The organism is Mesorhizobium caraganae, assembly GCF_016836705.1.
GTDB lineage: Bacteria > Pseudomonadota > Alphaproteobacteria > Rhizobiales > Rhizobiaceae > Mesorhizobium > Mesorhizobium caraganae.
The window spans coordinates 1-22,420 of sequence record NZ_JAFCGY010000015.1 but is presented as its reverse complement, the minus strand read 5'-3'; the positions used below and the strand labels follow the sequence as shown (position 1 = coordinate 22,420).

General features: G+C 64.3%; 20 protein-coding genes. 14 read left to right on the top strand and 6 right to left on the bottom strand.

Translation table 11 applies throughout. From position 1 onward, the window contains the following. Nucleotides 1–189: 189 nt before the first annotated feature. Nucleotides 190–447 carry a DUF1127 domain-containing protein gene (locus JQK88_RS22395; protein ID WP_192248999.1) on the bottom strand — a complete coding sequence of 86 codons (258 nt, stop codon included), beginning with the start codon at nt 445–447 and terminating at the stop codon, nt 190–192. 169 nt (nt 448–616) lie between these two features. On the opposite strand from JQK88_RS22395, the gene JQK88_RS22390 reads away from it, so the two are divergent. The 3 genes from JQK88_RS22390 (at nt 617) to JQK88_RS22380 (ending at nt 3,178) form a co-directional block, all read left to right on the top strand. Beyond that, on the top strand, nt 617–2,044 hold the full coding sequence (locus tag JQK88_RS22390; RefSeq protein WP_192249002.1) for a LuxR C-terminal-related transcriptional regulator: 1,428 nt from the start codon (nt 617–619) through the stop codon (nt 2,042–2,044). Between the two features lie 69 nt (nt 2,045–2,113). Beyond that, on the top strand, nt 2,114–2,743 hold the full coding sequence (locus tag JQK88_RS22385) for a glutathione S-transferase family protein (protein WP_192249005.1): 630 nt from the start codon (nt 2,114–2,116) through the stop codon (nt 2,741–2,743). A gap of 192 nt (nt 2,744–2,935) precedes the next feature. Then, the gene (locus tag JQK88_RS22380; RefSeq protein ID WP_192249009.1) at nt 2,936–3,178 is read left to right on the top strand and encodes a hypothetical protein; all 243 of its coding nucleotides are present in this window, start codon (nt 2,936–2,938) and stop codon (nt 3,176–3,178) included. Nucleotides 3,179–3,229: 51 nt separating this feature from the next. Here the strand turns inward: JQK88_RS22380 and JQK88_RS22375 are convergent, their stop codons facing one another. The 5 genes from JQK88_RS22375 to JQK88_RS22355 form a co-directional block, all read right to left on the bottom strand. Beyond that, nucleotides 3,230–3,727, bottom strand: coding sequence for a GNAT family N-acetyltransferase (locus JQK88_RS22375; protein WP_192249012.1), 498 nt, complete (start codon nt 3,725–3,727; stop codon nt 3,230–3,232). A 10-nt stretch (nt 3,728–3,737) separates the two neighbouring features. Continuing rightward, a complete protein-coding gene (locus JQK88_RS22370; RefSeq protein ID WP_192249015.1) occupies nt 3,738–4,754 on the bottom strand; it encodes an ABC transporter permease in 1,017 nt (338 codons plus the stop codon). Then, nucleotides 4,751–6,322 (bottom strand): sugar ABC transporter ATP-binding protein, encoded by a 1,572-nt coding sequence (locus JQK88_RS22365; RefSeq protein ID WP_192249018.1) that lies wholly within the window; start codon nt 6,320–6,322, stop codon nt 4,751–4,753. Before JQK88_RS22365 ends, JQK88_RS22370 begins: the two co-directional genes overlap by 4 nt. 226 nt (nt 6,323–6,548) lie before the next feature. Continuing rightward, complete coding sequence (locus tag JQK88_RS22360; RefSeq protein WP_192249021.1) at nt 6,549–7,496, bottom strand: substrate-binding domain-containing protein; 948 nt, start codon at nt 7,494–7,496, stop codon at nt 6,549–6,551. Nucleotides 7,497–7,739: 243 nt separating this feature from the next. Further along, nucleotides 7,740–8,747, bottom strand: coding sequence for an aldo/keto reductase (locus JQK88_RS22355; RefSeq protein WP_192249024.1), 1,008 nt, complete (start codon nt 8,745–8,747; stop codon nt 7,740–7,742). Between the two features lie 611 nt (nt 8,748–9,358). Between JQK88_RS22355 and JQK88_RS22350 the strand changes: the two genes are divergently transcribed. From JQK88_RS22350 to JQK88_RS22300, 11 genes are all read left to right on the top strand, one after another. After that, nucleotides 9,359–9,583, top strand: coding sequence for a hypothetical protein (locus tag JQK88_RS22350; RefSeq protein WP_192249025.1), 225 nt, complete (start codon nt 9,359–9,361; stop codon nt 9,581–9,583). A 46-nt stretch (nt 9,584–9,629) separates the two neighbouring features. Then, nucleotides 9,630–12,119 (top strand): DNA ligase D, encoded by a 2,490-nt coding sequence (gene ligD, locus JQK88_RS22345; RefSeq protein WP_192249026.1) that lies wholly within the window; start codon nt 9,630–9,632, stop codon nt 12,117–12,119. A 270-nt stretch (nt 12,120–12,389) separates the two neighbouring features. After that, nucleotides 12,390–13,295, top strand: a complete 906-nt coding sequence (ku, locus tag JQK88_RS22340; protein ID WP_192249027.1) for a non-homologous end joining protein Ku — start codon at nt 12,390–12,392, stop codon at nt 13,293–13,295. Beyond that, nucleotides 13,292–14,413, top strand: coding sequence for a tetratricopeptide repeat protein (locus JQK88_RS22335; RefSeq protein ID WP_203279462.1), 1,122 nt, complete (start codon nt 13,292–13,294; stop codon nt 14,411–14,413). The genes ku and JQK88_RS22335 overlap by 4 nt, the downstream gene beginning before the upstream one ends. 215 nt (nt 14,414–14,628) lie before the next feature. Then, nucleotides 14,629–15,273, top strand: a complete 645-nt coding sequence (locus JQK88_RS22330; RefSeq protein WP_192249029.1) for an alpha/beta hydrolase family protein — start codon at nt 14,629–14,631, stop codon at nt 15,271–15,273. Between the two features lie 7 nt (nt 15,274–15,280). Then, a complete protein-coding gene (locus tag JQK88_RS22325) occupies nt 15,281–16,051 on the top strand; it encodes an exodeoxyribonuclease III (RefSeq protein WP_192249030.1) in 771 nt (256 codons plus the stop codon). Nucleotides 16,052–16,157: 106 nt separating this feature from the next. Then, nucleotides 16,158–17,750 carry a WD40 repeat domain-containing protein gene (locus JQK88_RS36985; RefSeq protein WP_203279461.1) on the top strand — a complete coding sequence of 531 codons (1,593 nt, stop codon included), beginning with the start codon at nt 16,158–16,160 and terminating at the stop codon, nt 17,748–17,750. 208 nt (nt 17,751–17,958) lie between these two features. Then, a complete protein-coding gene (locus JQK88_RS22315) occupies nt 17,959–19,701 on the top strand; it encodes an alkaline phosphatase (RefSeq protein ID WP_203279460.1) in 1,743 nt (580 codons plus the stop codon). A 116-nt stretch (nt 19,702–19,817) separates the two neighbouring features. Next, nucleotides 19,818–20,279, top strand: a complete 462-nt coding sequence (locus JQK88_RS22310; RefSeq protein WP_192249035.1) for a hypothetical protein — start codon at nt 19,818–19,820, stop codon at nt 20,277–20,279. A gap of 5 nt (nt 20,280–20,284) precedes the next feature. Further along, nucleotides 20,285–20,989: an ABC transporter ATP-binding protein gene (locus JQK88_RS22305; protein ID WP_203279459.1), complete on the top strand. Its 705-nt coding sequence runs from the start codon at nt 20,285–20,287 to the stop codon at nt 20,987–20,989. A 19-nt stretch (nt 20,990–21,008) separates the two neighbouring features. Next, nucleotides 21,009–22,256, top strand: coding sequence for an FtsX-like permease family protein (locus JQK88_RS22300; protein WP_203279458.1), 1,248 nt, complete (start codon nt 21,009–21,011; stop codon nt 22,254–22,256). Nucleotides 22,257–22,420: the final 164 nt, after the last annotated feature.

The window sequence follows — 22,420 nt, the reverse complement described above, 5'->3', positions numbered from 1 at the left end:
AGCCTGTTGCCGGGGTAAATCGCAGCGATGGCGAAGTCAACGAAACTTTACACGCGTATATTTTATTTCTTCACCGCGCTGATATCGCAGGATTCGGGTGGCTGCTGTTAGGCCACATGCAAAGCAGGCGGCGACCGCAGCGAAAGGAAGACCATGCTCACGCTTCATAGGGCAAGTCTGCTCCAGATGTCATCGCCGCCAGAACGGCTTGGCAAGCTCGATCTCGACCTGCTCCATGGTCAGGCCGATGTCGTCGATCAGTTCGGGCGTGTCCCTCGCCATCAGCGCCAGCTCCTCGCGAAACAGGGTACGCTCGGACCATGTGGCAATCAGGCCGATCAGGCCTACCTGGCGCTCAGAGCGGCTGGTCGCGCTGGCCGGCGGTTGGCGAAGGTCGAGCTGCACGGCATCGTAAAGCTCGGATACGGTGGTCAGCATGGTTTTCATCGCTTTGCTCCTCGGCATGAATGGCCCTGTTCGGAGGGCATGCGAGAAGCTTCGGCCTCAGACGGCGATCGCGCCATCGGCCAGATGCGGTGTTTGGGTTCCCGCATTTGTAGTATTTTGCGTCGGCAACAGTTGAAACCATGCCGATCAGATGGCAGGAAGTTTCTTCATGAGCCGCATCGCGACGTCTTCACCGGCTGACGCGCTATCGGACCGCGAGCGTGCGGTGGCGGAAAAATTTGCCTCGGGCCTGACCTATCGCGAGATCGGCGAGACGCTCTTCATCGCCCCTTCGACGGTCCGCACCCATCTCGCCGCGATCTATGAGAAGCTCGGCGTCAACAACAAGATCGCGCTTGCGTCGCACATCAATGGCGCTGCGCGCGTCGCGCTGGCGCCATCGCTGGCCGAAGCCTCGCCGGTGCTTGCCCTGTTTCCGATCGAATGCCTGAATGCCGGGGAGCGCTGGCGTCGCTTCGCTGACGGCCTGTCGTCGGACATCAGCATCGATCTCGCGCGTTACGCCGATCTGCCGGTTATCGCGTTCCACACCATGAAGTCGCTAGGCAGCAGGCCCGCCGATTTCGTCGCCGACGGCAAGGCGCTGGGCGTCACCTATATCGTCTCGGGCCAGTTGCGGGCCGATGATCGGCGGGTCCGGCTGACGATCGAATTGGCCGACGCGCTGAACGGCGTCAGCTTGTGGAGCGATCGCTTCGACCGTTCGCTCGAGGACGTGTTTACCTTGCAGGACAGCCTGACCGAAAGCGTAATCAACGTCCTGGCTGGATGCGGCGGAGCGATCGCCACGGTCGGCCGCAACGCCATCCGCCGCAAGCCGCCCGCCAGCCTGCGCGCCTATGACCTCTATCTGCTTGGCGTCGAACAGCACAACACCTTCAGCCGCGAAGGCAATGCGGCGGCGATCCGGCTGCTGTCACACGCGCTCGAGCTCGATCCCGGCCTGGTCAGGGGCTGGATCGAGCTCGCTTACGCCTATTCGATCCAGTCCTGCCACGGCTTCGGCGGCGATCTGAAAGGAGCGATCGAAAGGTGGCGGGGGGCGGTCGAAAATGCGCTCCGGCTCGACCCGAGGGATTGCAGCGCCCAGGCGTGCCTTGGCGACCTCATGGGATGCCAGGGCGATTTGGAGGCGGCGGAGCGCGCGTACCAGCGCGCTTTCGAATACGGTGCCAACCATGCCGACACGCTGGCGCTGCTCGGCGGCAGCAGGGCACTGGTCGCCGGCGATCCAGCCGAGGCGATGCCGCTCATCGAGCGCGCCATGCGCCTCAACCCGCTGGCGCCGTCCTGGTATTTCGGCATGCAGGGCCGCGTCCTGTTCGCCGCCGGCAGGCATCGCGAGGCCATCGCATCGCTGCGCAGGGGCGCGCCGGATTCACCCAATGTGATCATGTTCCTGGCGCTGGCGCATGCGGTGGTTGGCGAGGGCGCGGCGGCGGCCGGGTTGGCGGGCCGGCTCCATGCCGAATACCCAGAGTTCTCGGTCGAACGCTTCATCGCCGGCTACCCCGTGACCAATCCTGGTGCCGCAGAGGCCATTCGTCAGGCCGCCAAGCTGGCGAAACTCGGATAGAGCTGACGCAGGAATCGGGTGGCGTGCGCCGCGGCGGCATGCAAATCCGGTTGCACGAAAGGGACCGCCATGCTCACGCTTCATGATTATCTGCCGTCGCAAAACGGCTGGAAGGCCAGGGTCGTGCTCGGGCTGCTCAAGATTCCCTACGAAAGCCGCATGGTCTCGATCTTCGAGGGCGAGAGCCACACCGATGCTTTCCTGAAGCTCAATCCGGCTGGCGCCGTCCCCGTGCTCGAACTCGAGGATGGGCGCGCGATCGCTGAGTCCAATGCGATCCTGACCTATGTTGCCGAAGGGACGCCCTTGCTGCCGGCAGACTTCTATCGGCGCGCCAAGATCATGCAGTGGCTGTTTTTCGAACAGTACAATGTCGAGCCGGTCATCGGCTCGCTGCGCTACTGGACATTGACCGGCCGGCTCGAGCGCAACCAGGCGATGGTCGCCGGCAAGCGCGAGGCCGGCGTGCGCACGGTTGCCGCGCTGGAGCGCAGCCTAGCCGCCACTCAGTTTCTCGTCGGCAACGACCTGACCATCGCCGATATCGCCGTCTACGCATACAGCCACAGGGCCGAAGATTGCGGTTTCTCCCTCGCGGACTACCCGATGCTCCTGGCCTGGGTCGATCGCGTGCGGGACGCCATCGGTCCGGACTATCCGGTGTATCCCTATAGCATCGACCCGCATTCCGGCGCGTGAGCGGGACCGGGATGTCGACGTTGTCGATCTCCCCTGCACCCCGGAAAACTGGAAAATGTCGACCTGGAGGTTGCCGGCTCGGAGTCCAGACCCAGATTCCATCCCGCGGCAGATTTTATCCCCTACGCCGATCTCCGGCCGGGCGCTCCCCGGCGTCGGACCGGCACGCTTACATAGGGCACGGAGGAGACCATGACACGCAACGACATCATTTCGGTTCTGGGGCCCGTGGACGAGACCGTTATCGCCGACATCGCGTTAACTGGCGCCAGTCTCGACGAATTACGCGAGGCCTTCGCCTGGATTGGCGCCGACGAGGCGCTGGTCAATGAGGGCCATCCCTTGCCGGGCGCCAGGGTGGCGCGGCTGATCGAAATCCTCGACCCGCCGGAGGACGAGGACCAACTGGCGAGCGCGGCCCCTGGGTTCGAGTAGTATCGGAACACGGCAGGCAGTAGGGCAGCTACTGCCCTCCTGCCTTTCCCTCTAAGCCCTCGACAGCAGCCTGCGCATGATCAGCGACGCGTGGCCTCCCACGCCATGCGCGGCCGCCCGCGTCTCGACCACCTGAAATCCGTGCTTGCGGTAGAAGGCGATCGCCCGGTCGTTGCCTTCGATCACTTCCAGCGCAATGCTAGGGATCCCGGCATGGGCGGCGAGTACTGCGTGCAGCAGGTCGGTGGCGAGCCCGCTGCCGAACTCGGTCTTGTCGATATGCAGCCGGTCGAGCAGGACGTCGCCGCGATCGTCCATCGCCGCCATCGCATAGCCGGCGATCGAACCGTCCGGCCGTTCGGCCACGAAGGACATCTTGTTGTCATCCAGCAATTCAGCGGCCAGCCGCGCGGGCGCATGCTTGTCGTCCGAGAGCCGCGCGGTGGTCTCGGGCCCCATGATCGGTGAATAGGTGCGTCGCCAGGATTCGCCCAACAACCGTGACACCGCCGCTACATCCTTCCCGGTCATCGCCCTGATCTGAACCATCGCCGAACCCTTACCGCCTCACCCGCGACTTCAGCCAGCGGTCGAAGGCCACGGCCAGGATCAGGATCAGGCCGATGACGATGCTTTGCGTGTAGGACGAGACATTGTTGAACTGCAGCCCGTTCTGCAGCACGCCGATCAGTGCCGCGCCCACCACCGTGCCGCCGACCGATCCGATGCCGCCGAACAGCGACGTCCCGCCGATGACGACGGCGGAAATCACCGTCAGTTCGTAACCGATACCGGCGACGGCTTCAGAGGAATTGAGCCGCGCCGACAGAACGAAGGCGGCCAGCCCGGCGAAGAAGCCGACGATGACATAGACCGAGATCAGGATGCGGTCGACGCGCAGACCCGACAGGCGTGCGGCCTCGGCATTGCCGCCGACGGCATAGACGGCGCGGCCATAGCGCGTGTAGCGCAGCACGATGTGGCACAGGATCGCTGCAATTGCGAAGATGATCGCCGGCACCGGCACCGGGCCGATCAGCCCAGTGCCGAACCAGCGCATCGAGGCGTCGAAGCCGGAGATCGGGCCGCCATTGGAGATGGTCAGCGTTAGGCCGCGAAACACGGTAAGCCCGCCCAGCGTGACGACGAAGGGCGGCACCTTCAGCCGCGTGATGGCAAAACCCTGGACACCGCCGGCGAGCGCCCCGACGATGACGGCGGCGAGCAGGGCGGCGAACCAGCCATAGCCTAGCGTTCCCGTGGTCGACAGCGACAGCGTGTTGGCAGTGCCGCCCTTGGCCACCACCGCCGCGACCATGCCGCAGAAGGCGAGCAGCGAGCCGACCGAGAGGTCGATGCCGGCGGTGAGGATGACGAAGGTCATGCCGAGCGCGATCAGCCCGGTGATCGAGATCTGCCGCAGAATGTTGAACAGGTTGATCGGGTCGATGAAGCTTGGCTTCAGCACGGTGAAGATGACGATCAGCACCGCCAGGAACATCAGCGGCCCAAAACTCATCAGAAGCCGCGCGATATTGATGCCGCTGCGCTCAGTCTGTTCGGTGGTGCTGGTCATTGCGTCACTTCCTGCTTGCGGTCGAGCGCCATCAGTTCCATCAGTTTTTCCTCGGTCGCCTCGATGCCCGGCATCTCGCCGGTGATGCGGCCGCGCCGCATGGTGACGATCCGGTCCGACACCGCCAGCACCTCCGGCAGTTCCGACGAGATCATCATGATGGCGATGCCGCGGGCTGCCAATTGCACCAGGATCTGGTGCACCTCGGCCTTGGCGCCGACATCGACGCCGCGCGTCGGCTCGTCGACGATCAGCACTTTCGGGTCGCGCGCCAGCCAGCGGGCAAGGATGACTTTCTGCTGGTTGCCGCCGGACAGGCCCTCGATTGCCTGCTCAGGCGAGGCCATGCGGATCGACAGCGCCTTGCGGTAGCCGGCCAGCGCCTCGCGCTCGCGCCGCTCGGCCATGAAGCCGGCGCCGTTGCTGTAGCGGCCGAGCGAGGCGATGGAGAAATTGTTGAGGATGCCAAGTGCTGCAAAAATCGCCTGGTGCTTGCGGTCCTCCGGCACTAGGCCGATGCCGAGCTTGATGGCGTCGGCGGGCGAAGCCGGCGCGATCGGCTTCCCATCGAGCGTGATGATACCCGCCGCGATACGGTCAGCACCGAAGATGGCGCGGGCAAGCTCGGTGCGGCCGGAACCGACGAGGCCGGCGACACCCAAAATTTCGCCGGCCTTCAAATCGAGGTCGACGCCTTCAAGCACGATGGCATGCGGCGCCAGTGGGTCGCGCACCGTCCGCAAGCCGCGCACCGAGAGCCTGACCGCGCCGGCGACGTCGCGTTGCGTCGGCCGGGCATAAAGCTCGGAGGCCGCGCGGCCGACCATCTTCTCGATGATCTTAGGGATCTGGATCGGCTGGCCGTCGCGGTCGAGATGGCCTGCCAGCCTGCCGTCGCGCAGCACCGTCATGCGATCGCAGATGGCGGACGCTTCTTCCAACCGATGGGTGACGAACATGATGGCGACGCCGTCCTTGCGCAGCCGGTCCATGATCGACATCAGCTTCTGCACTTCGGTTTCGGTCAGCGCCGAGGTCGGCTCGTCCATGATGATGAGGCGGCTTTTCAACGACAGCGCCCGGGCGATCTCGACCAACTGCTGTTCGGCCACCGACAACGACGACACCGGCGTCGACGGATCGATGTCGAGGCCGACGCGGGCGATAATCGCGCGCGAGGCGTCCTCCATCCCGCGCCAGCTGACCAGCCCGAGCGGCCCGAGCGGCGCGCGGCCGATGAAAATGTTTTCCGCCACCGTCAGCGTCGGGATCAGGCTTAGCTCCTGGTAGATGGTGACGATGCCATGACGCTTGGCATCCTGTGGACTGGACGGGGCGTAGTCGGCGCCGTCGAATACGATGCGGCCGCTGGACGGCGGCATCACGCCGGACAGGATTTTCAGCAGTGTCGACTTGCCGGCGCCGTTCTCGCCGAGCAGGCCGAGGATCTCGCCGGGCCGGACCTCGAGCGAAACGTCGCTGAGCGCGGTGACGCCGGAAAAATGCTTGGTGACGCCTTCGACGGAAAGGAGCGGGGGCGATGATGCGATGGCTTCAGCGGTCGACAATTTCTATTCCCTTGATGCAGTTCATGCCGCCTCCGAGCTTGAACACCCCCCTCTGTCCTGCCGGACATCTTCCCCGCAAGGGGGGAGATTGGCAGTTTCTGCGCCCCGCAACTCCTCAAACGTTGGAAATTGGCGAACGCCGAAATGAAGGCCGATCTCCCTCCTTGCGGGGGGAGATGGCCGGCAGGCCAGAGGGGGGTGCTGTCCCGCCGGCTTCGCCAATCAGCTACTTCGTCTCGTTCAGCCTCTCGGCCTTGTCGAGATTGTCCTTGCCAATCACGATCGGAGTCAACAGCACCAGCTTCTCCTTCGGCTCGGTCTTGTCCCTGGCGAAGGCGACCGCGATCTGCACCGCGGTGCGCGACTGCTGGCCGGGGAACTGCTCGACCGTGCCGGCGAGCTTGCCGTCCCGCACGGCGACCAGCGCTTCCGGCAACGCGTCGAAGCCGTAGATCTTGACGTCGTTGAAGTTGCGCGCGGCACATGCCTCGAGCGCGCCGAGCGCCATGTCGTCATTGGCGCAGATAATGGCGTCCGGCTTGCCGTTGGCGGCAAGGCCGGCCTCGGTCACCGACAGCGCCTCGGCGCGGGCGAAGTTGGCGGTCTGCTCGAAGATGATCTGGTATTTGTCCTTCAGCGGATCGAGCACATTGTGCACGCCCTTGTTGCGGTCGATCGCCGGACCGGCGCCCGGCTGGCCCTGCAGATGGAACAGCTTGGCGCCGTTCGGAAACGCCGCCACCATGGCCTGCGCTTCGGCCTCGCCGCCCTTGACGTTGTCGGCGCCGACATGGGCCAGAATGCCTTCGACGCCGTCGACGCGGCGGTCGATGGTGACCACGGGAACGCCGGCCTTGACCGCTTCCTCGATCGCCGGCGCCAGCGCGTTGACGTCAAGCGGCGAGATGACGATGGCGTTGACCTTCTGCACTAGTGCGGCCTCGATATCGGCGGTCTGCTTCGGCGCCGAGTTCTGGCCATCGCTTTCGGTCAGGTTGACGCCTTGCGCCTGCGCCTCCGCCTTGATCTCGTTCAGCATGTGGACGAAGAACGGGAAGCCGAGATTGGGTACCGAGCCCAATATGGTCAATTTGTCGGCGGCAAAGGCCGAGGACGCGGCTAGCGCCATTGCGCCGGTCGCCACGGTCGACAGCAGGAATTCGCGTCTGTTCATCAGATATCCTCCACACATAGACGCAGGGCGCCGAAGCCTGGAGCGGCTCGGGACGGTTCATGCGTCAATCCAAAAATGGAGTGTCCTGTGAACGCCCAAAGGGACGCGAGGCGCTCCAACCGGTCCGCCGCAACGTTCTCCTCCGCACGGCGCCGACGGTGGGATGCTAGCCAAGGTAAATCGATTTCGCAAGAACGGCTGGGGCTGTCCTTTTCTCCTACAGGGGGGAGGGGGAAGATCGCTCTAGCGATCGATCGTCGTCATCACCCGCTCATTATAGCGCGGGCCCGAGACCTTGCCGGGCGCAAGTGCTGCATCGAGGGTGGCCATCTCGGCGGCGTCGAGTTTCAGCGCGGCCGCCGCGACGTTCTCCTCCAGATACTTGCGCCGTTTGGTGCCGGGAATCGGCACGATGTCGATGCCGAAGTCATTGCCCTTCTGCAGCACCCAGGCCAGCGCGATCTGCGCAGGCTTTACTCCCTTGGTGCTGGCCACCTCCTGCACTGCGGCCGCCGCCGCGACGTTGGCGTCGAAATTGGCACCCTGGTAGCGCGGGTCGCCGCGGCGGAAATCGCCTTCCGGATAATCCTCGGCGCGCTTGACGTCGCCGGCGAGGAAGCCGCGGCCGAGCGGCGCGAACGGCACCAGGCCGATGCCGAGCTTCTTGAGCAGCGGGATGATCTCCGGCTCCAGATTGCGCTCCCACAGCGAATATTCGCTCTGCAGCGCCGATACCGGATGCACGGCATGCGCGCGGCCGATGTTGGCGGCACCTGCCTCCGACAGGCCGAAAAAGCGCACCTTGCCCTCGGAAACCAGCCGGCCGATCGTGCCGGCGACGTCTTCCATCGGTACCGCAGGGTCGACGCGGTGCTGGTAGTAGAGGTCGACATGGTCGGTGCCGAGCCGCTTCAGCGAGCCTTCCAGCGCCTCGCGGATATGCGCCGGCCGGCTGTCGCGCTCGGTGCCGACCTGTCTGCCGTTTTCGATGCGGAAGCCGAATTTGGTGGCAAGCGTTACCGCATCGCGCCGGCCCTTCAGCGCTCGCCCGAGCAATTCTTCATTGGCATAGGCGCCGTAGACCTCCGCCGTGTCGAGAAAGGTGCAGCCGAGTTCGATGGCGCGGTGCAAGGTGGCGATCGATTCCGCCTCGTCGGCAGGTCCGTAGGATTGGCTCATGCCCATGCAGCCGAGGCCGATAGCGGACACCTGCAGCCCTTGGCTGCCGAGTTTGCGGGTTCTCAAGGTCATTGTCTGTGATCTCCGGGACGATAGATGGAGTTATAGGAGCCGCTCGCCCAACTTCCAGAGACGCTCGGCGGTTTCTAGCTCGATCGCATAGGCATTCACGCCAGCGAGCCTGGCCGCGTCTGGCAACTCAGCGAACTGGCTGCCGCCGCCTTCAAGCGTATCACCGGCAGCGCGCCGAAGATCTATCGCAGTAGGGTGAGAGCGCGGCGCGAGTTGGCGGCGGAATTGAGGTAGTGTCTCAGGTTGAAACTAGAGCAAACGCCCTAATTTCTTGGTCGAGTTGTGCAAAAGCCCTATATGCGTAACGGAAAGCATAGGAGATGACATGATCGCCAATCGCACAACCGCCGAAGAGATGGCTCGAACTGTAGGTGTTGACCCGGACACATTCCGCGCAGCGTTGCGGAGCGTCAAGCACCCTCGGAAACGCAACACAGATTGGGAAGTGAAAATCGGCGGCCCATCGTATTCGCGAATGCGCACCGTTCTGGCCAGTCTGATACAGCGGAAGGCTGCCTGACGCCGACAAGCAGTCAAAATTGACAGAGCACCTGATCTCCAGCATCCTTAGGTAGCCGTTATGTCCTGCGGCTGTTGTGTATGAGCGTCGGATGGTCAGTCCTGTTTCCAGCCAGAATTCCAAGCGCGCCGCCGTGCGCAAGGCGCTCGATCGGCACAAGGTGTATGTCACCGCGCAAAGCTTTTCCGGCGGCGTCTACTCTGCCCGCGTGCTGGTCGATGGCGAAGCCTACTGGGTCGACGAGTTCCGGCTGAGCCAGCTTCAGGGCGGTCTTTCCCCGGCCGAGCTCGACCTGACGCCGGCCACCGACGATTGAGCTGCCATCGATTGAGCACCGACCGCATCCCGCCTAGCATGCGGACATGACCGCCCCGCCCAAGCTCAGAGCCTATCGCGCCAAGCGCGAATTTTCGAAAACGCCGGAACCGGCGGGCGGGCTGGTTTCAGGCGATGGCAACCGCTTCGTCGTCCACAAGCATCACGCCACCGCCGACCATTACGATTTGCGCCTGCAGGTCGGCGGCGTGCTGAAAAGCTGGGCTGTGCCGCGCGGGCCCTCGCTCAACCCGGCCGACAAAAGGCTCGCGGTCGAGACCGAGGACCATCCGCTCGAATATATCGACTTCGAAGGCGTCATTCCCGAAGGCGAATATGGCGGCGGGCCGATGATCGTCTGGGACACCGGCACCTGGGCGCCGATGGACGATGTCGAGAACAGCCTGCGCACCGGCGCGTTCAAGTTCCGGCTGGCCGGCGAGAAACTCAACGGCGGCTGGATGCTGACCCGGCTGAAGCCAAAGCCCGGCGAGGACGAGAACAAGAAGAACTGGCTGCTGTTCAAGGAGCGCGACCTCGCCGCCGATACCAAGCTCGATATCCTGGAAGCCCGGCCGGAAAGCGTGAAATCCGGCAAGCGCATCGAGGAGCTGGTGGCGCCGCCGAAAAAGCCGGCGCGGCTGCCGCCCAGTCCCGGCTCGCTGAAACCCGGCGCGCTGCCCGGCGCGGTGAAAGGCGATCCGCCGTCGCGCATCGAGCCGCAACTCGCAACCCAGGTGCCGAAGCCACCGGGCGGGCCGTTGGAGGATACGGGCGAACTCTGGCTGCACGAAATAAAATTCGACGGCTATCGCACCATGGCGCATGTCACCAATGGGGAGGTGCGCCTGATCACCCGCGGCGGCATCGACTGGACGAAACGCTATGGCGACCTGCCGCAAGCCTTCTCGCGCCTGCCGCTCAGCCAGGCAATCATCGACGGCGAGATCATGGTGCTGGACGAGAAGGGCATTTCGCGTTTCGCCCTGCTGCAGGATGCGCTGTCGGCGGGTGCGGGCAGCAAATTGCATTTCTACGCCTTCGACCTGCTGCATCTCGACGGCTGGGATCTGCGCAAGGCACCGCTCGCAAGGCGCAAGGCGTTGCTCGCGGAGCTGCTCGCAGGGATGGGCGCCAACTCCGCCATCCAGCTGAGCGATCATGTCGAGGGCGACGGGCAGGGGCTTTACGACCAGGCGACAGAACACGGGCTGGAAGGTATCGTCTCCAAGCGCGCCAACGCGACCTACCAGAGCGGCCGCACCAAGAGCTGGACCAAGGTCAAGGCGCTGCAGAAGGGCGATTTCGTCATCGCCGGCTATACCATCTCCGACGCGGCCGAAGGGCTGGCCGCGCTCGGCATGGCCGAATTCGAGGATGGCGAATTGCACTATCGCGGCAAGGTCGGCACCGGCTTCGATGCTGCAACCGCAGACGAATTGCTGTCCCGGCTGGAGCCGCTGCGCGATGGCGCGACGCCACCCGAGGGTGTGCCACGTGAGATCATGCGCGAGATGAAATGGGTGCGGCCGCTGCTGTCGGCCCGCATCCACTATGCCAACCGCACGGCGGACAATTCTCTGCGCCACGGTGTGTTTCGTGGCTTGCGCGATGTCGGCCTGTCGACGCCGGTCTCACCCAAGCGCAAGCGGCTGATCGCCGAGGCCGATCTCGCCACCATCTGGGTGACCAATCCGGAGCGCCGGCTGTTCGGCAAGACCGGACCGACCAAGCTCGACATCGCCGTCTATTACGCGCTGGTCGGCGATTTCATGCTGCCGCACATTATGGGTCGCCCGGTGTCGCTGGTGCGCTGCCCGACCGGCCTGCCGAAGGACTGCTTCTTCCAGCGTCACGCCTTCACCGGAATGCCACCCTCGGTGGTGACGTTCGATACTGTCAATTCCGAAGGCGAGACCAAATCCTTCCTGTCGGTCGAGGGCGCCAAGGGCTATCTGGCGCTGGCGCAGTTCGGCGTCGTTGAGTTCCACACCTGGGGCACGCACCGCACCAGCCTCGACAAGCCCGACCTGATCGTCTTCGACCTCGATCCGGGCGAGGGCATTGCCTGGCGCGAAGTGGTCGAGGCCGCCGTCCACATCAAGGGCCAGTTGGAAGAGCTCGGTCTTGTGCCGTTCGCCAAGACATCAGGCGGCAGCGGCATCCACATAACGGTGCCGGTCACGCAAAAGCAGAACTGGAAGAAGCTGCATCAGGCGACCAGCGCCATCTCCACCCATCTGGCGGCCACCGCGCCCGACACATTCACCACCACCATGGGCAAGGAAAACCGCAAGCGCCGCATCTTCATCGACTACCACCGCAACGCGCGCGGCCACACCTCCGCAGCCCCCTATTCGCTGCGCGCCCGCACCAACCTGCCGGCCTCGACGCCGGTGAGCTGGAGCGACCTGGAGACGATCGATGCGCCGCAGGATCTGAACTACTCCTCGCTGCCGGGGCTGTTGGCGACGTCGGGCGACCCCTGGGCGGACATGGAGGATTTCGCGAGGGATTTGCCGGCTTTCAAAATCTAGGTTCCTCGCCGCCGTGAAACGGGGAGAGGACAAGTCATCGACGCTTCCGACAATTTGAATTATTCTGCCTTAAGCGCCCCTCCAACCCGCCTGGAAGGTTTCGTCAGGAATTTGCCGGTATGTTTGGGGCTGGTGTAGGATTTCCTCGGCGCCAATCGTCCTACGGACGAAAAGCGCTGCACAGAGCATGATCCCGAAAAGTGGGAACCGGTTTTCGGATAGATCGTGCTCAAGCAAAATGTCAGTGCGTGGCCGCGTAGGAGAGAGTTCATGGCGCCCAGGGCAAGTTGGAAAGGTTACCTCAAGCTCAGCCTCGTCAGCTGTCCGGTCCGACTCTATCCGGCAACGACGACCAGCGAGCGCATCACGTTCAATCAGCTGCACAAGAAGACCCACAACCGCATCAACATGAAGCCTGTCGACCCTGAGTTGGGCTTGGTAGAGCGTTCGGATCTGGTCAAGGGCTACGAGTACGAGGACAAGCAGTACATCATCATCGATGATGCCGACCTCGAAGCGGTGCGCATAGAATCCAACCACACGATGAACATCGAGGCTTTCGTCGACGAAGACGAGGTCGACGTCATCTATCAGGACGCGCCCTATTACATGGCGCCGGACGGCGCCATGGCGGAAGAGACCTTCGCCGTGCTGCGCGAAGCCATGCGCAAGTCCGGCAAGCTGGCGATTGCCCGCCTGGTCCTGTCCAGCCGCGAGCGCGTGGTGACGATCGGCGCGCGCGAAAACGGCATGTTCGTGTGCACCTTGAGGAACCCGAACGAAGTGCGTGGTACCGCTGAATATTTCGGCAACATCCCGGCCGGCAAGCCCGACCCCGAAATGCTGCAATTGGCCGAAGCGCTGATCAAGCAGAAAGAAACCACCTTCGACCCGAAGAACTATGAGGACCGCTACGAGGTCGCGCTGATGCAGATGATCCGCGAGAAGCTCAAAGGTCACAAGCCGATCATCGCGGCGGCTCCCGAACGCGGCAATGTCATCAATCTGATGGATGCGCTGAAGGCGAGCCTCTCGCAGTCCGCCAAGCCGCCCGCCAAGTCGAAGAGCAAGGCTGACGAGGCTGAAAAGCCAGCCGCCAAGGGTAAGGCCGGCGCAGCCAAGGAAAACCCATTGAAGGCCAACCTGCTCAAGGCCGTCGGCAAGAGCAAAGGGTGACGGCGCCTACCGGTATAATCCCCGGCGCCGTTTTCGGCAGCATCGGCGCCCTGGCGGCGTTTCCGTTGCGGCTGGCCGCGCGCGAGTTCGAACGTCGGCACGGCCAGTTGCGGCGCGGCGTCACTAGGCGCACCAGCCATATCGTGTTCGGGCGCACGCTGCTCGCCAAGGCGGGTATGGCAAAGGGTGGCGATACCGAAATCGAGCGCCGTGTCGCGGCCGAACGCGCCGCCGGCCGCACACTCCTCAGCGAGAACGGCTTTCTGCGCCTGCTCGGCCTGATGAAGGCGCCGGAGGCGTCGTCGCTGTCCAGGCAGTCGCTCATCGACCAGTCGAAACTGTCGGGCGCCGATCTCGACCTGCTCAGCCTGTTCGACGCTTTCGAGCATGATGGCGAACCCTATTCCTTCCGCGACCTGATCCTCGCCCGCAAATATGCCGGGCTGGTCGCCGGCGGCGCGTCGTGGGGCGCGATTGCGCGCTCCGTGCACCGCTCCGGCCCGGTCGCCTCGCTCACCGCCAAGTCGCTCAATGTCGGCTCGCAACATGGCCGGCCCGATGCGATCTATCTCGAAGGCGGCCAAAGCGAACTCGACGGCCAGCTGCTGTTCGATCTCGGCAGTGCAGCCGGCGACGATACGCTGGAGGATTTGTTCGCCGAGGCTGAAAGCGCGGAAGAACAGGGCGACCACGAGCAGGCCGCGACCCTTTACCAGCGCTGCCTCAGCATCGATCCGAGCGACGCCATCGCCGCCTTCAACCGCGCCAACTGCCTGCGCGGCGCCGGCCGTGCCAGCGAGGCCGCTCATGACTATGCAAGGGCGATAAAGCTCGACCCGGCTTTCGTCGAGGCGTGGTTCAACCTCGCCGGGCTGATGAGCGATCAGGGCAAGGTAGCATCGGCGCGCCGGCATTTGCAGAAGGCGATCGCGCTCGACAAGAGCTATGCCGATCCGGTGTTCAATCTGGCGCGGCTTGAATTCGACGCCGGCAATCTGGCAGAGGCGCGGCGGTACTGGGTGCGCTACCTCGAACTCGATGCGGAAAGCGAATGGGCCCGCACGGCGCAAAAGGGGATACAGTTCGTGGATCTGCAGCTGGCACGGACGGCGGGGTAAGGGCCTTGCCTTCTCCCCTTGTGGGAGAAGGTGGATCGGCGCGCAGCGCCGAGACGGATGAGGGGTGTTGGAAGGAATGACGCGCCAGTGATCTTGTTGCTTACCTATGTTTCGATGAGCGTTGCCGCCAAGCTGGAGCACCCCTCATCCGTCCGAGCTTCGCTCGGCCACCTTCCCCCACAAGGGGAGAAGGGGTCGCCCACGCCGGAGACCCCATGACCACCTTCCTCTTCGACGGCTTCGACACCGCTCCCGCCACCATCCTGCTCGCTCACGGCGCCGGTGCGTCGATGGATTCCCCTTCGATGACCGCCACCGCCAAGGCGCTGGCCGCAGCCGACTTCCAGGTCGCGCGTTTCGAATTTCACTATATGGCGGCGCGCCGCTATGGCCAGCGCAAGCCGCCGCCACGCGCCGAGACGGTGAACCCGGAATACATCAAGGCAATCGCCGATCTGAGAGCCAGGGGCGTCACGGGGAAGCTCATCATCGGCGGCAAGTCGATGGGCGGGCGCGTCGCCTCGATGGTCGCCGACGAGATGTTTGCCAAAGGCGAGATTTCAGGCCTCGTCTGCCTCGGCTATCCCTTCCATCCGCCGGCCAAGCCGGAGCAACTCAGGACCAAACATCTCGCCGCTCTCAAGACGCCGACGCTGATCTTCCAGGGCACGCGTGACGAGTTCGGAGCGAAGGAAGAGGTCGCGACCTACGGCCTTTCCCACGCAATCGAAGTGATCTGGCTGGAGGACGGCGACCACGATCTGAAGCCGCGCAAGGCGATTTCCGGCTTCTCAACGGCGGATCATCTGAAGACGCTGGCCGAGACGGTGAAGGCGTGGGCGAGGCGGATCGTCTTCTGATCGCCAAATGAAACTGGCCTCCTTCAACATCAACAACATCAACAGCCGGCTGCAAAACCTGCTGGCATGGCTGGCGTCAGCCAAACCCGATGTCGTCTGCCTGCAAGAGCTGAAGGCGCGCGACACGCAGTTTCCGCGCACGGCGCTGGCAGACGCCGGCTATGGCGCGGTGTGGAAGGGCGAGCCGACCTGGAACGGCGTCGCCATACTCGCGCGAGGATCCGAGCCGGTGCTGACCGCGGACGCGCTGCCCGGCGATGACGCCGACAGGCAGAGCCGCTACATCGAGGCGGCCGTCAATGGTGTCGTCATCGCCTGCCTTTATGCGCCCAACGGCAACCCGCAGCCGGGGCCGAAATTCCAGTACAAGCTGGCCTGGCATGAAAGGCTGGAGGCACATGCCGAACAGCTGTTCGACACCGGCCTGCCGGTGGCGCTGGTCGGCGACTACAACATCGTGCCCGAGCCGCGCGACATCTACGCCACCCGCTCCTATGACGACAACGCGCTGGTGCAGCCGGAAAGCCGCGCGTCGTTCCAGCGGTTGCTCGACCAGGGCTGGACGGATGCGTTGCGCAAGAAACATCCCAAGGAGACGCTCTACACATTCTGGGACTACCGCCGCAACCGCTGGCCGCGTGACGCCGGCTTGAGGCTCGACCACATTTTGCTGTCGAAGAAACTGGCGCGCCGCCTCACTGCTGCCGGCATCGATCGCGATGTTCGCGGGCAAGACGGCGCCAGCGACCACGCGCCGGTATGGGTGGAATTGAAGTAGTAGCGTGATGTCAGCCACTTTCATACTTGGCATTTTGCGTTACGCGTTTCGTTGCTAGTTTCGTGACAGGGCGGCCGCACAGCACGCGGCCTGGGGAAGAGAGCCAATGAACAGGGGTGCCGACAGGCTGCTCGCGCTGGTCTTGCTGGTTATCGGCGTCGGTTGCTTCGCCATGCTGCGTCTGGCGCAGGGCGACGCAAGCATCGCGACATCCTTCGCGTCCATGCGCTCTGTGGCCCTTTTCGTGGCAGGCGTGGTCTGCGTGATCGGCGCGCTGTTGTTCTTTGCCGGGCTGTTGCCGGGACGGCCGAACCAGCTGTCCGGAACACCGCTGTTCGGTCGGGCGGCGGAGGCACAAAATCCCGGCAGACCGAGGCTGCGGCAAGCCTTCCTGGTTCTGCCTGCGATTGTCGTTCTGGCGCTGCTGGCCGACCACTTCGGTCCGTGGCGCGGTGCCGGCCCGGGTGCGGAGGTAGCTGTCCCAAACAAACCCAAGGCCGAGCCGAAGGGTCAGGATATCGCCGGTGTTCCGCCGGACCTGGCGGCGCCGCCAACTCCGCCGAGTTCGCCGCCGGTCGCTATCCCGCCTGAGCCAACTCCGCCCGTGCAGGCAACCAACCCGCCAGAGCCGGCGCCGCCTGCGCCGCCACAGCCACCTGACGTCGCACTTGCTCCGGCAACCCCGCCACCGGAAGCTGCCCCGCCGCCGGCTCCAGCCACACCGCCACAAGCCGAACTTCCAACACCGCCGGAAACGGTCGCGCCCTTGCCGCCGGCGGAACCACCACTGCCGACCGAGCCCGACGGTCACCGCGACGCCGTCGTCTGGCTCGCCGTGTCAGCCGATGGCCGCGACATCATGAGCGCCAGCACCGATCGCATGATCAAGCTCTGGGACATCGCCGGCAAGCGGCTGATCCGCAATCTCGGCGAACACAAGGACATGGCGCGCACGGCGCTGTTCATGCCCGACGGCGCCACCGCGCTGACCGCCGGCGATGACGGCGAAGTCGTGCTTCGAAAGCTCGCCGACGGCACTGTGCTGCATGTGTTCTCGTCGGGGCAGAATGGCGGTGTGCGCAAGCTGGCGATCAGCCGGGACGGAAAGCGTGCCGTCAGCGGCCACGACACCGGCAATGTCATTGTCTGGGACCTGGTGAACAAGTCAGCACTGCATGTGATGACCGGGCACGACTGGCCGACAAGCACTGTCGCCATCTCGCCCGACGGCACACGCGCGCTGAGCGGCTCCATCGACGGCACGCTGAAATTCTGGGACGTCGAAAGCGGCAAGCAATTGCGCAGCTGGCACGGCCATGAGCAGGGCACCTACGGCGCCGTCTTCACCGCCGACGGCCATCACGTCATCACCGGCAGCGGCGACTACACGATCAAGCTCTGGGACCTCGACACGTTTAGGGAACTGCGCCGCTTCGAAGGCCACGAAGGCACAGTCTACACGCTGGCGCTGTCGGCCGACGGCAAGCGACTGGCCTCCGGCTCGCTCGACGGCACGGCGCGGCTGTGGAACGTCGACACCGGCAACCAGATCGCCATGTTCGACAGCCGCACCGGCCCGATCTACGCCGTCGCCTTCGCGCCCGACGGAACGCTGCTGACCGGCGGCGACGACCGCACCATCAGGGACTGGCCGGCGACAGGCGACGGCGAGATACTGTTTGCCGGTGCGCCGCAGTGAGGATCCTGATTGGGTCGCATATTCCCCACACAGAAATATGGCCGGCAGGCCAGCGATGCGCCCATCGGCAGCTTCGTTCAATCCTGACTCTCAACCGGCTTAGGATGACGCAGAAATGTGAGCGGCCTGGGCGAAGCTTTGTCATATAACGGACATCGGCAACGACTACCAAAAACTGCCTTTTATAAGTCAATTTTGGAGGTCACTTATGCTTCGCCCCCTCATCGCGCTTGCCGTTACGACAAGTCTTGCCAGCGCTGCTGGTGCAGCCACGATCTATCCTCTCGACCGCGCCACGATCCTCGCCCAGTCTCCTTTCGACCTGAAGGTCGAATTCGACAAGGTCGTCACCCCCGACCAGGTCACGGTGACGATCAACGGCAAGCCGGCCGAGGAGGTTCTCGGCAAGAAGGTCGAGTTCGTGGAGAAGGAAGACGGGGTCGATGCCTCCGCCATTTTGATCCGCGCCGCCAGCATCGCCCAGCCCGGCACCTATGAGATCGAAGCCAAGGCTGGCGACGAGACCAAGTCCGTCAAATGGGAGGTGTTCGGAACCTCGGCGACCCCGCGTGCCAAGAATGTCATCTTCCTGCTTGGCGACGGCCTCTCCGTTGCGCATCGCACCGGTGCGCGGATCATGTCCAAGGGCATGACCGAAGGCAAGGCGAACGGCCGGCTCAACATGGACGATCTCGACCATATGGCCTTTATCGGCACGTCGTCGACCAACGCGATCGCCACCGACAGCGCCAACACCATGTCGGCCTATATGACCGGCCACAAGACGGCGGTGAACGCGCTCGGCGTCTATGCCGACCGCACCAAGCCCAGCCAGGATGACCCGAAGGTCGAGACCATCGCCGAGGCTCTGCGGCGTACCGGCAAGAAGTCGATCGGCGTCGTCTCGACGGCCGAGATCGAGGACGCCACGCCGGCAGCCGTCGTCTCCCATACCCGCAGCCGCGGCGACAAGGCCGATATCGTCGGCATGTTCCTCCAGACCCAGCCCGAAATCATCCTCGGCGGCGGCTCCGCCTATTTCCTGCCGCAGAGCACGGCCGGCTCCAAGCGCAAGGACGACACCGACTACATCGCCAAATTCCGCGATGCCGGCTACGCCCTTGCCATCGACAAGACCGAACTCGAGGCCGCCGCCAAGACCAACACCGGCAAGATCCTCGGCCTGTTCCATACCGGCAATATGGACGTCACGCTTGATCGCGACTTCCTCAAGAAGGGCACCGTGGAAACCTTCCCCAACCAGCCGGGCCTGGTCGAAATGACCAATGTGGCGCTGGGTGAACTGTCGAAGAACCCCGAAGGCTTCTTCCTGATGGTCGAAGGCGCCTCGGTCGACAAGATGTCGCATCCAATGGACTGGGAGCGCTCCATGGTCGAGGTCATCGAATTCGACAAGGCGGTCGGCGTTGCGATGGAATTCGCCAAGACCCATCCCGACACGATGATCGTGATGACCGGCGACCACACCCACAGCGTCTCCATCGTCGGCACCATCGACGACAGCAAGCCAGGCCCGGACATGCGCGACAAGGTCGGTGTCTATGCCGACGCCGGCTTCCCGAACTACGAGGACAAGAACAGCGACGGCTATCCCGACAGCGTCGATGTCTCGCGTCGTCTGGCGATCTTCGGCGCCAGCTTCCCCGACTATTACGAGACGTTCCGTCCGAAGCTCGACGGCCCGTTCGTGCCGGCGGTGCAGAACGAGAGCAAGCAGTATGTCGCCAACGAGAAGTACAAGGACGTGCCCGGCGCCGTGCTGCGCATAGGCAATCTGCCGAAGTCGGCCGATACAGCGGTCCATGCCGTCGACGACGTCGTGCTGCAGGCCACCGGCCCGGGTGCGGAAGGCTTCAAGGGCTACATGGAGGAAAGCGACGTCTACAAGGTCCTCGCCGATGCACTGGGACTGGCGCCGGCGACGAACTGAGCCCCACAGTCTATGATTATCCCGGCCGCTCCATCCGGTGCTTGCGGATGGAGCGGCCAGGGACGATGGTTCGGGCGCTGACGGCGCCCGCGCCGGTCGACAAGGGAATGGCAATCATGGAGTGCAGACCGATCACCCGTCGCGGCATGCTGCTCGGTTCGGCCACGGTCTGTCTTTCCCAGGCTTTGCGCAGCGCGTCGGCTGCGCCCGCACCGCTCACTTTCGATGACCTCTATGGCAAGATCGGCGTGCTCGGCATGAGCTTCTCCGACAAGGTCAAGACGCTTGCCGGCCAGGACGTCACCATGCAGGGCTTCATGGCGCCGCCGCTCAAGGCCGAGGCGAAATTCTTCGTCCTGACCGAGATTCCGATGGCGCTGTGTCCGTTCTGCTCGTCCGACGCCGACTGGCCCGACAACATCGTCGTCATCTATCTCGACCAGGCGCAAACCTTCGAACAGGCGAACGCTCTCATCGAAGTGGCAGGCAGGCTGGAAGTCGGCTCGTGGACCGATCCGGAAACCGGCTTCGTCAGCCTTCTGCGCATCGTCGACGCGCATTTCTACCGGGCGGCGTAGCCATCATGCTCGGCCTGTCCGTGCGGGATTTGCGGGTTTCCTTCCGTGACCTCGAGAAGCCCGCGCTCGCCGTGCCTGCGCTGGAGATCGCGGCCGGCGAGAAAGTCGCCGTGACCGGGCCGTCGGGATCGGGCAAGACAACGTTCATCAACATCGTGACGGGGCTGGAAAGGATACGGCAAGGATCGGTGCGCTGGAGCGATACCGAGCTTTCCAGCCTCTCCGAAGCCAGGCGCGACCGCTGGCGTTCCGCCCATGTCGGCCTGGTCATGCAGGAGTTTTATCTCTGCCCCGGCCTGTCGGCGCTGGAAAACGTGCTGCTGCCCGGCCGGTTGTCGAGGGTCCGCCCGGTGGCCGAACTGAAGGCGGAGGGACTGCGGCTGCTGGAACGGGTCGAAATCTCGCGTCCGGGACAGCCGGTCGAAACCATGTCGCGCGGACAGATGCAGCGGGTCGCCGTTGCCAGGGCGCTGGTGACGAGACCGGCCATTGTCGTTGCCGACGAGCCGACCGCCAGCCTCGATGCCGATGCCGGAATTGCCGTGGCGAACCTGCTCTTGCAATTGGCCGGCGAGGCGGGAACCACCCTCATCGTCGCCAGCCACGAGAAACGGCTGATCGAAAGGCTGGATCGGATCATCCGCCTGGAGGCCGGTCAGGTGGCGCGCGACACGGCGACATCTGAGGAAATGCGCGGTGAAGCGTTTTGAGCTGGAAAGGGAATAGCCGATGCTCCGCTTCATCGCCGCGGATCTGAGGCGCCACTGGATCGGCGTGGCCGCCGTGGCGCTGCTTATCGCGCTTGCGACCGCACTCGGGGTTGCGGTGACGCTCAGCGAGCGGGCGCTGCGGCTGGGCAGCGCGCAAGCCGCTGATGCGTTCGACCTCGTGATCGGCGCTCCGGGCAGCGAAACCCAGTTGGTGCTGTCCTCGGTGTTTCTGCAGGCGGCGCCGCTGTCGCTGATGCCGGGCGATGTGCTCTCCGGGCTCATCAGGGACAAGCGGGTGGCCTGGGCGGCACCGGTCGGTTTTGGCGATTTTGTCGACAACTTTCCGATCGTTGGAACCACGCAAGCGCTGGTCGACGGACTGGGCGGCGTCTCCGAAGGCCGCACATTTGCGCTGCTTGGCGATGCGCTGGTCGGCGCCGCCGTGCCCAAAAGCGTCGGCGCCCGCTTTCACCCCGCGCACGGCCAGCAGCATGCGGCGACCGAGATCCACAATGATTTCACCTATACGATTGTCGGGCGCCTCAGCCCCACTGGCACAGCCTGGGACCGGGCGATCATCGTGCCGATCGAGGCGGTGTGGCATGTTCACAAGCACGAGAACGGACGAGCCGGAATTGCCGCACTGGTCGAGCAGGTTGACGCAAAAGGCGGCGCCGAGCCGCACGGTTTCGAAGCGCCGATCAACCCCGATGCCGTTCTCGATCCCGCGGCGCCCGGCCTGCCGGCTGTCCTGGTAAAACCGCACACCATCGCCGACGCCTACAAGCTGCGCCAGCAATACCGCAGCGACCGCACGCTGGCGGTCTTTCCCGGAGAAGTGCTGACCCGGCTTTACGGAACCCTCGGCGACGCAAGGCGCATCCTTTCCGTGGTGGCGGCCGGCGCGCAGTTCCTCGTCGCGGCGGCAATCCTTCTGGTCGTCATCGTCCATGTCCTGCAGCGAAGGCACCAGATCGGCGCCCTACGCGCCTTCGGAGCGCCGCGCGCGGTGGTGTTCGGGATCGTCTGGGTGGAAACCTTCGTCATCGTCGGCGCCGGTGTCCTGCTCGGTTTCCTCTTCGGCTATCTGGCCGCCCGAGCCATCGCTCATACGATGGCCGAGGCGAGCGGTTTTTCCATGCCCGTAGCATTCCGCATCGAGGATATGCGCTCGGCGCTGCTCCTGCTTGTCGTGGCGGGCGTGGCGGCGGTGGTGCCATCGATCCTCGCCTACCGCCAATCGCCCGCGCAGGCGCTAAGGAACTGAGCTGGGGCGGGCGAGTGACAGCGATCTCCCCCTCGAGGGCAGGGGAATCGCAGATAAGTTGATTGGCTCTTGCCAAGTAGGAAAAGAGGGATTCTTGAGAGGCTTTCTCGCTACAGAGGAGGCCGCGGTGCCGTTGATTATGTCTATCCTGCGAGAGGTTCGAG

Excerpts from the sequence above, each read along its gene's own strand:
- JQK88_RS22360 (WP_192249021.1), bottom strand. The coding sequence starts at position 7,496 with ATGAACAGACGCGAATTCCTGCTGTCGACCGTGGCGACCGGCGCAATG.
- JQK88_RS22315 (WP_203279460.1), top strand. The coding sequence starts at position 17,959 with ATGCTTCGCCCCCTCATCGCGCTTGCCGTTACGACAAGTCTTGCCAGC.
- JQK88_RS22395 (WP_192248999.1), bottom strand. The coding sequence starts at position 447 with ATGAAAACCATGCTGACCACCGTATCCGAGCTTTACGATGCCGTGCAG.
- JQK88_RS22330 (WP_192249029.1), top strand. The coding sequence starts at position 14,629 with ATGACCACCTTCCTCTTCGACGGCTTCGACACCGCTCCCGCCACCATC.
- JQK88_RS22370 (WP_192249015.1), bottom strand. The coding sequence starts at position 4,754 with ATGACCAGCACCACCGAACAGACTGAGCGCAGCGGCATCAATATCGCG.
- JQK88_RS22300 (WP_203279458.1), top strand. The coding sequence starts at position 21,009 with ATGCTCCGCTTCATCGCCGCGGATCTGAGGCGCCACTGGATCGGCGTG.
- JQK88_RS22350 (WP_192249025.1), top strand. The coding sequence starts at position 9,359 with ATGGTCAGTCCTGTTTCCAGCCAGAATTCCAAGCGCGCCGCCGTGCGC.
- JQK88_RS22325 (WP_192249030.1), top strand. The coding sequence starts at position 15,281 with ATGAAACTGGCCTCCTTCAACATCAACAACATCAACAGCCGGCTGCAA.
- JQK88_RS22385 (WP_192249005.1), top strand. The coding sequence starts at position 2,114 with ATGCTCACGCTTCATGATTATCTGCCGTCGCAAAACGGCTGGAAGGCC.
- JQK88_RS22390 (WP_192249002.1), top strand. The coding sequence starts at position 617 with ATGAGCCGCATCGCGACGTCTTCACCGGCTGACGCGCTATCGGACCGC.
- ligD (WP_192249026.1), top strand. The coding sequence starts at position 9,630 with ATGACCGCCCCGCCCAAGCTCAGAGCCTATCGCGCCAAGCGCGAATTT.
- ku (WP_192249027.1), top strand. The coding sequence starts at position 12,390 with ATGGCGCCCAGGGCAAGTTGGAAAGGTTACCTCAAGCTCAGCCTCGTC.
- JQK88_RS22305 (WP_203279459.1), top strand. The coding sequence starts at position 20,285 with ATGCTCGGCCTGTCCGTGCGGGATTTGCGGGTTTCCTTCCGTGACCTC.
- JQK88_RS22380 (WP_192249009.1), top strand. The coding sequence starts at position 2,936 with ATGACACGCAACGACATCATTTCGGTTCTGGGGCCCGTGGACGAGACC.
- JQK88_RS22310 (WP_192249035.1), top strand. The coding sequence starts at position 19,818 with ATGGAGTGCAGACCGATCACCCGTCGCGGCATGCTGCTCGGTTCGGCC.
- JQK88_RS22375 (WP_192249012.1), bottom strand. The coding sequence starts at position 3,727 with ATGGTTCAGATCAGGGCGATGACCGGGAAGGATGTAGCGGCGGTGTCA.
- JQK88_RS36985 (WP_203279461.1), top strand. The coding sequence starts at position 16,158 with ATGAACAGGGGTGCCGACAGGCTGCTCGCGCTGGTCTTGCTGGTTATC.
- JQK88_RS22355 (WP_192249024.1), bottom strand. The coding sequence starts at position 8,747 with ATGACCTTGAGAACCCGCAAACTCGGCAGCCAAGGGCTGCAGGTGTCC.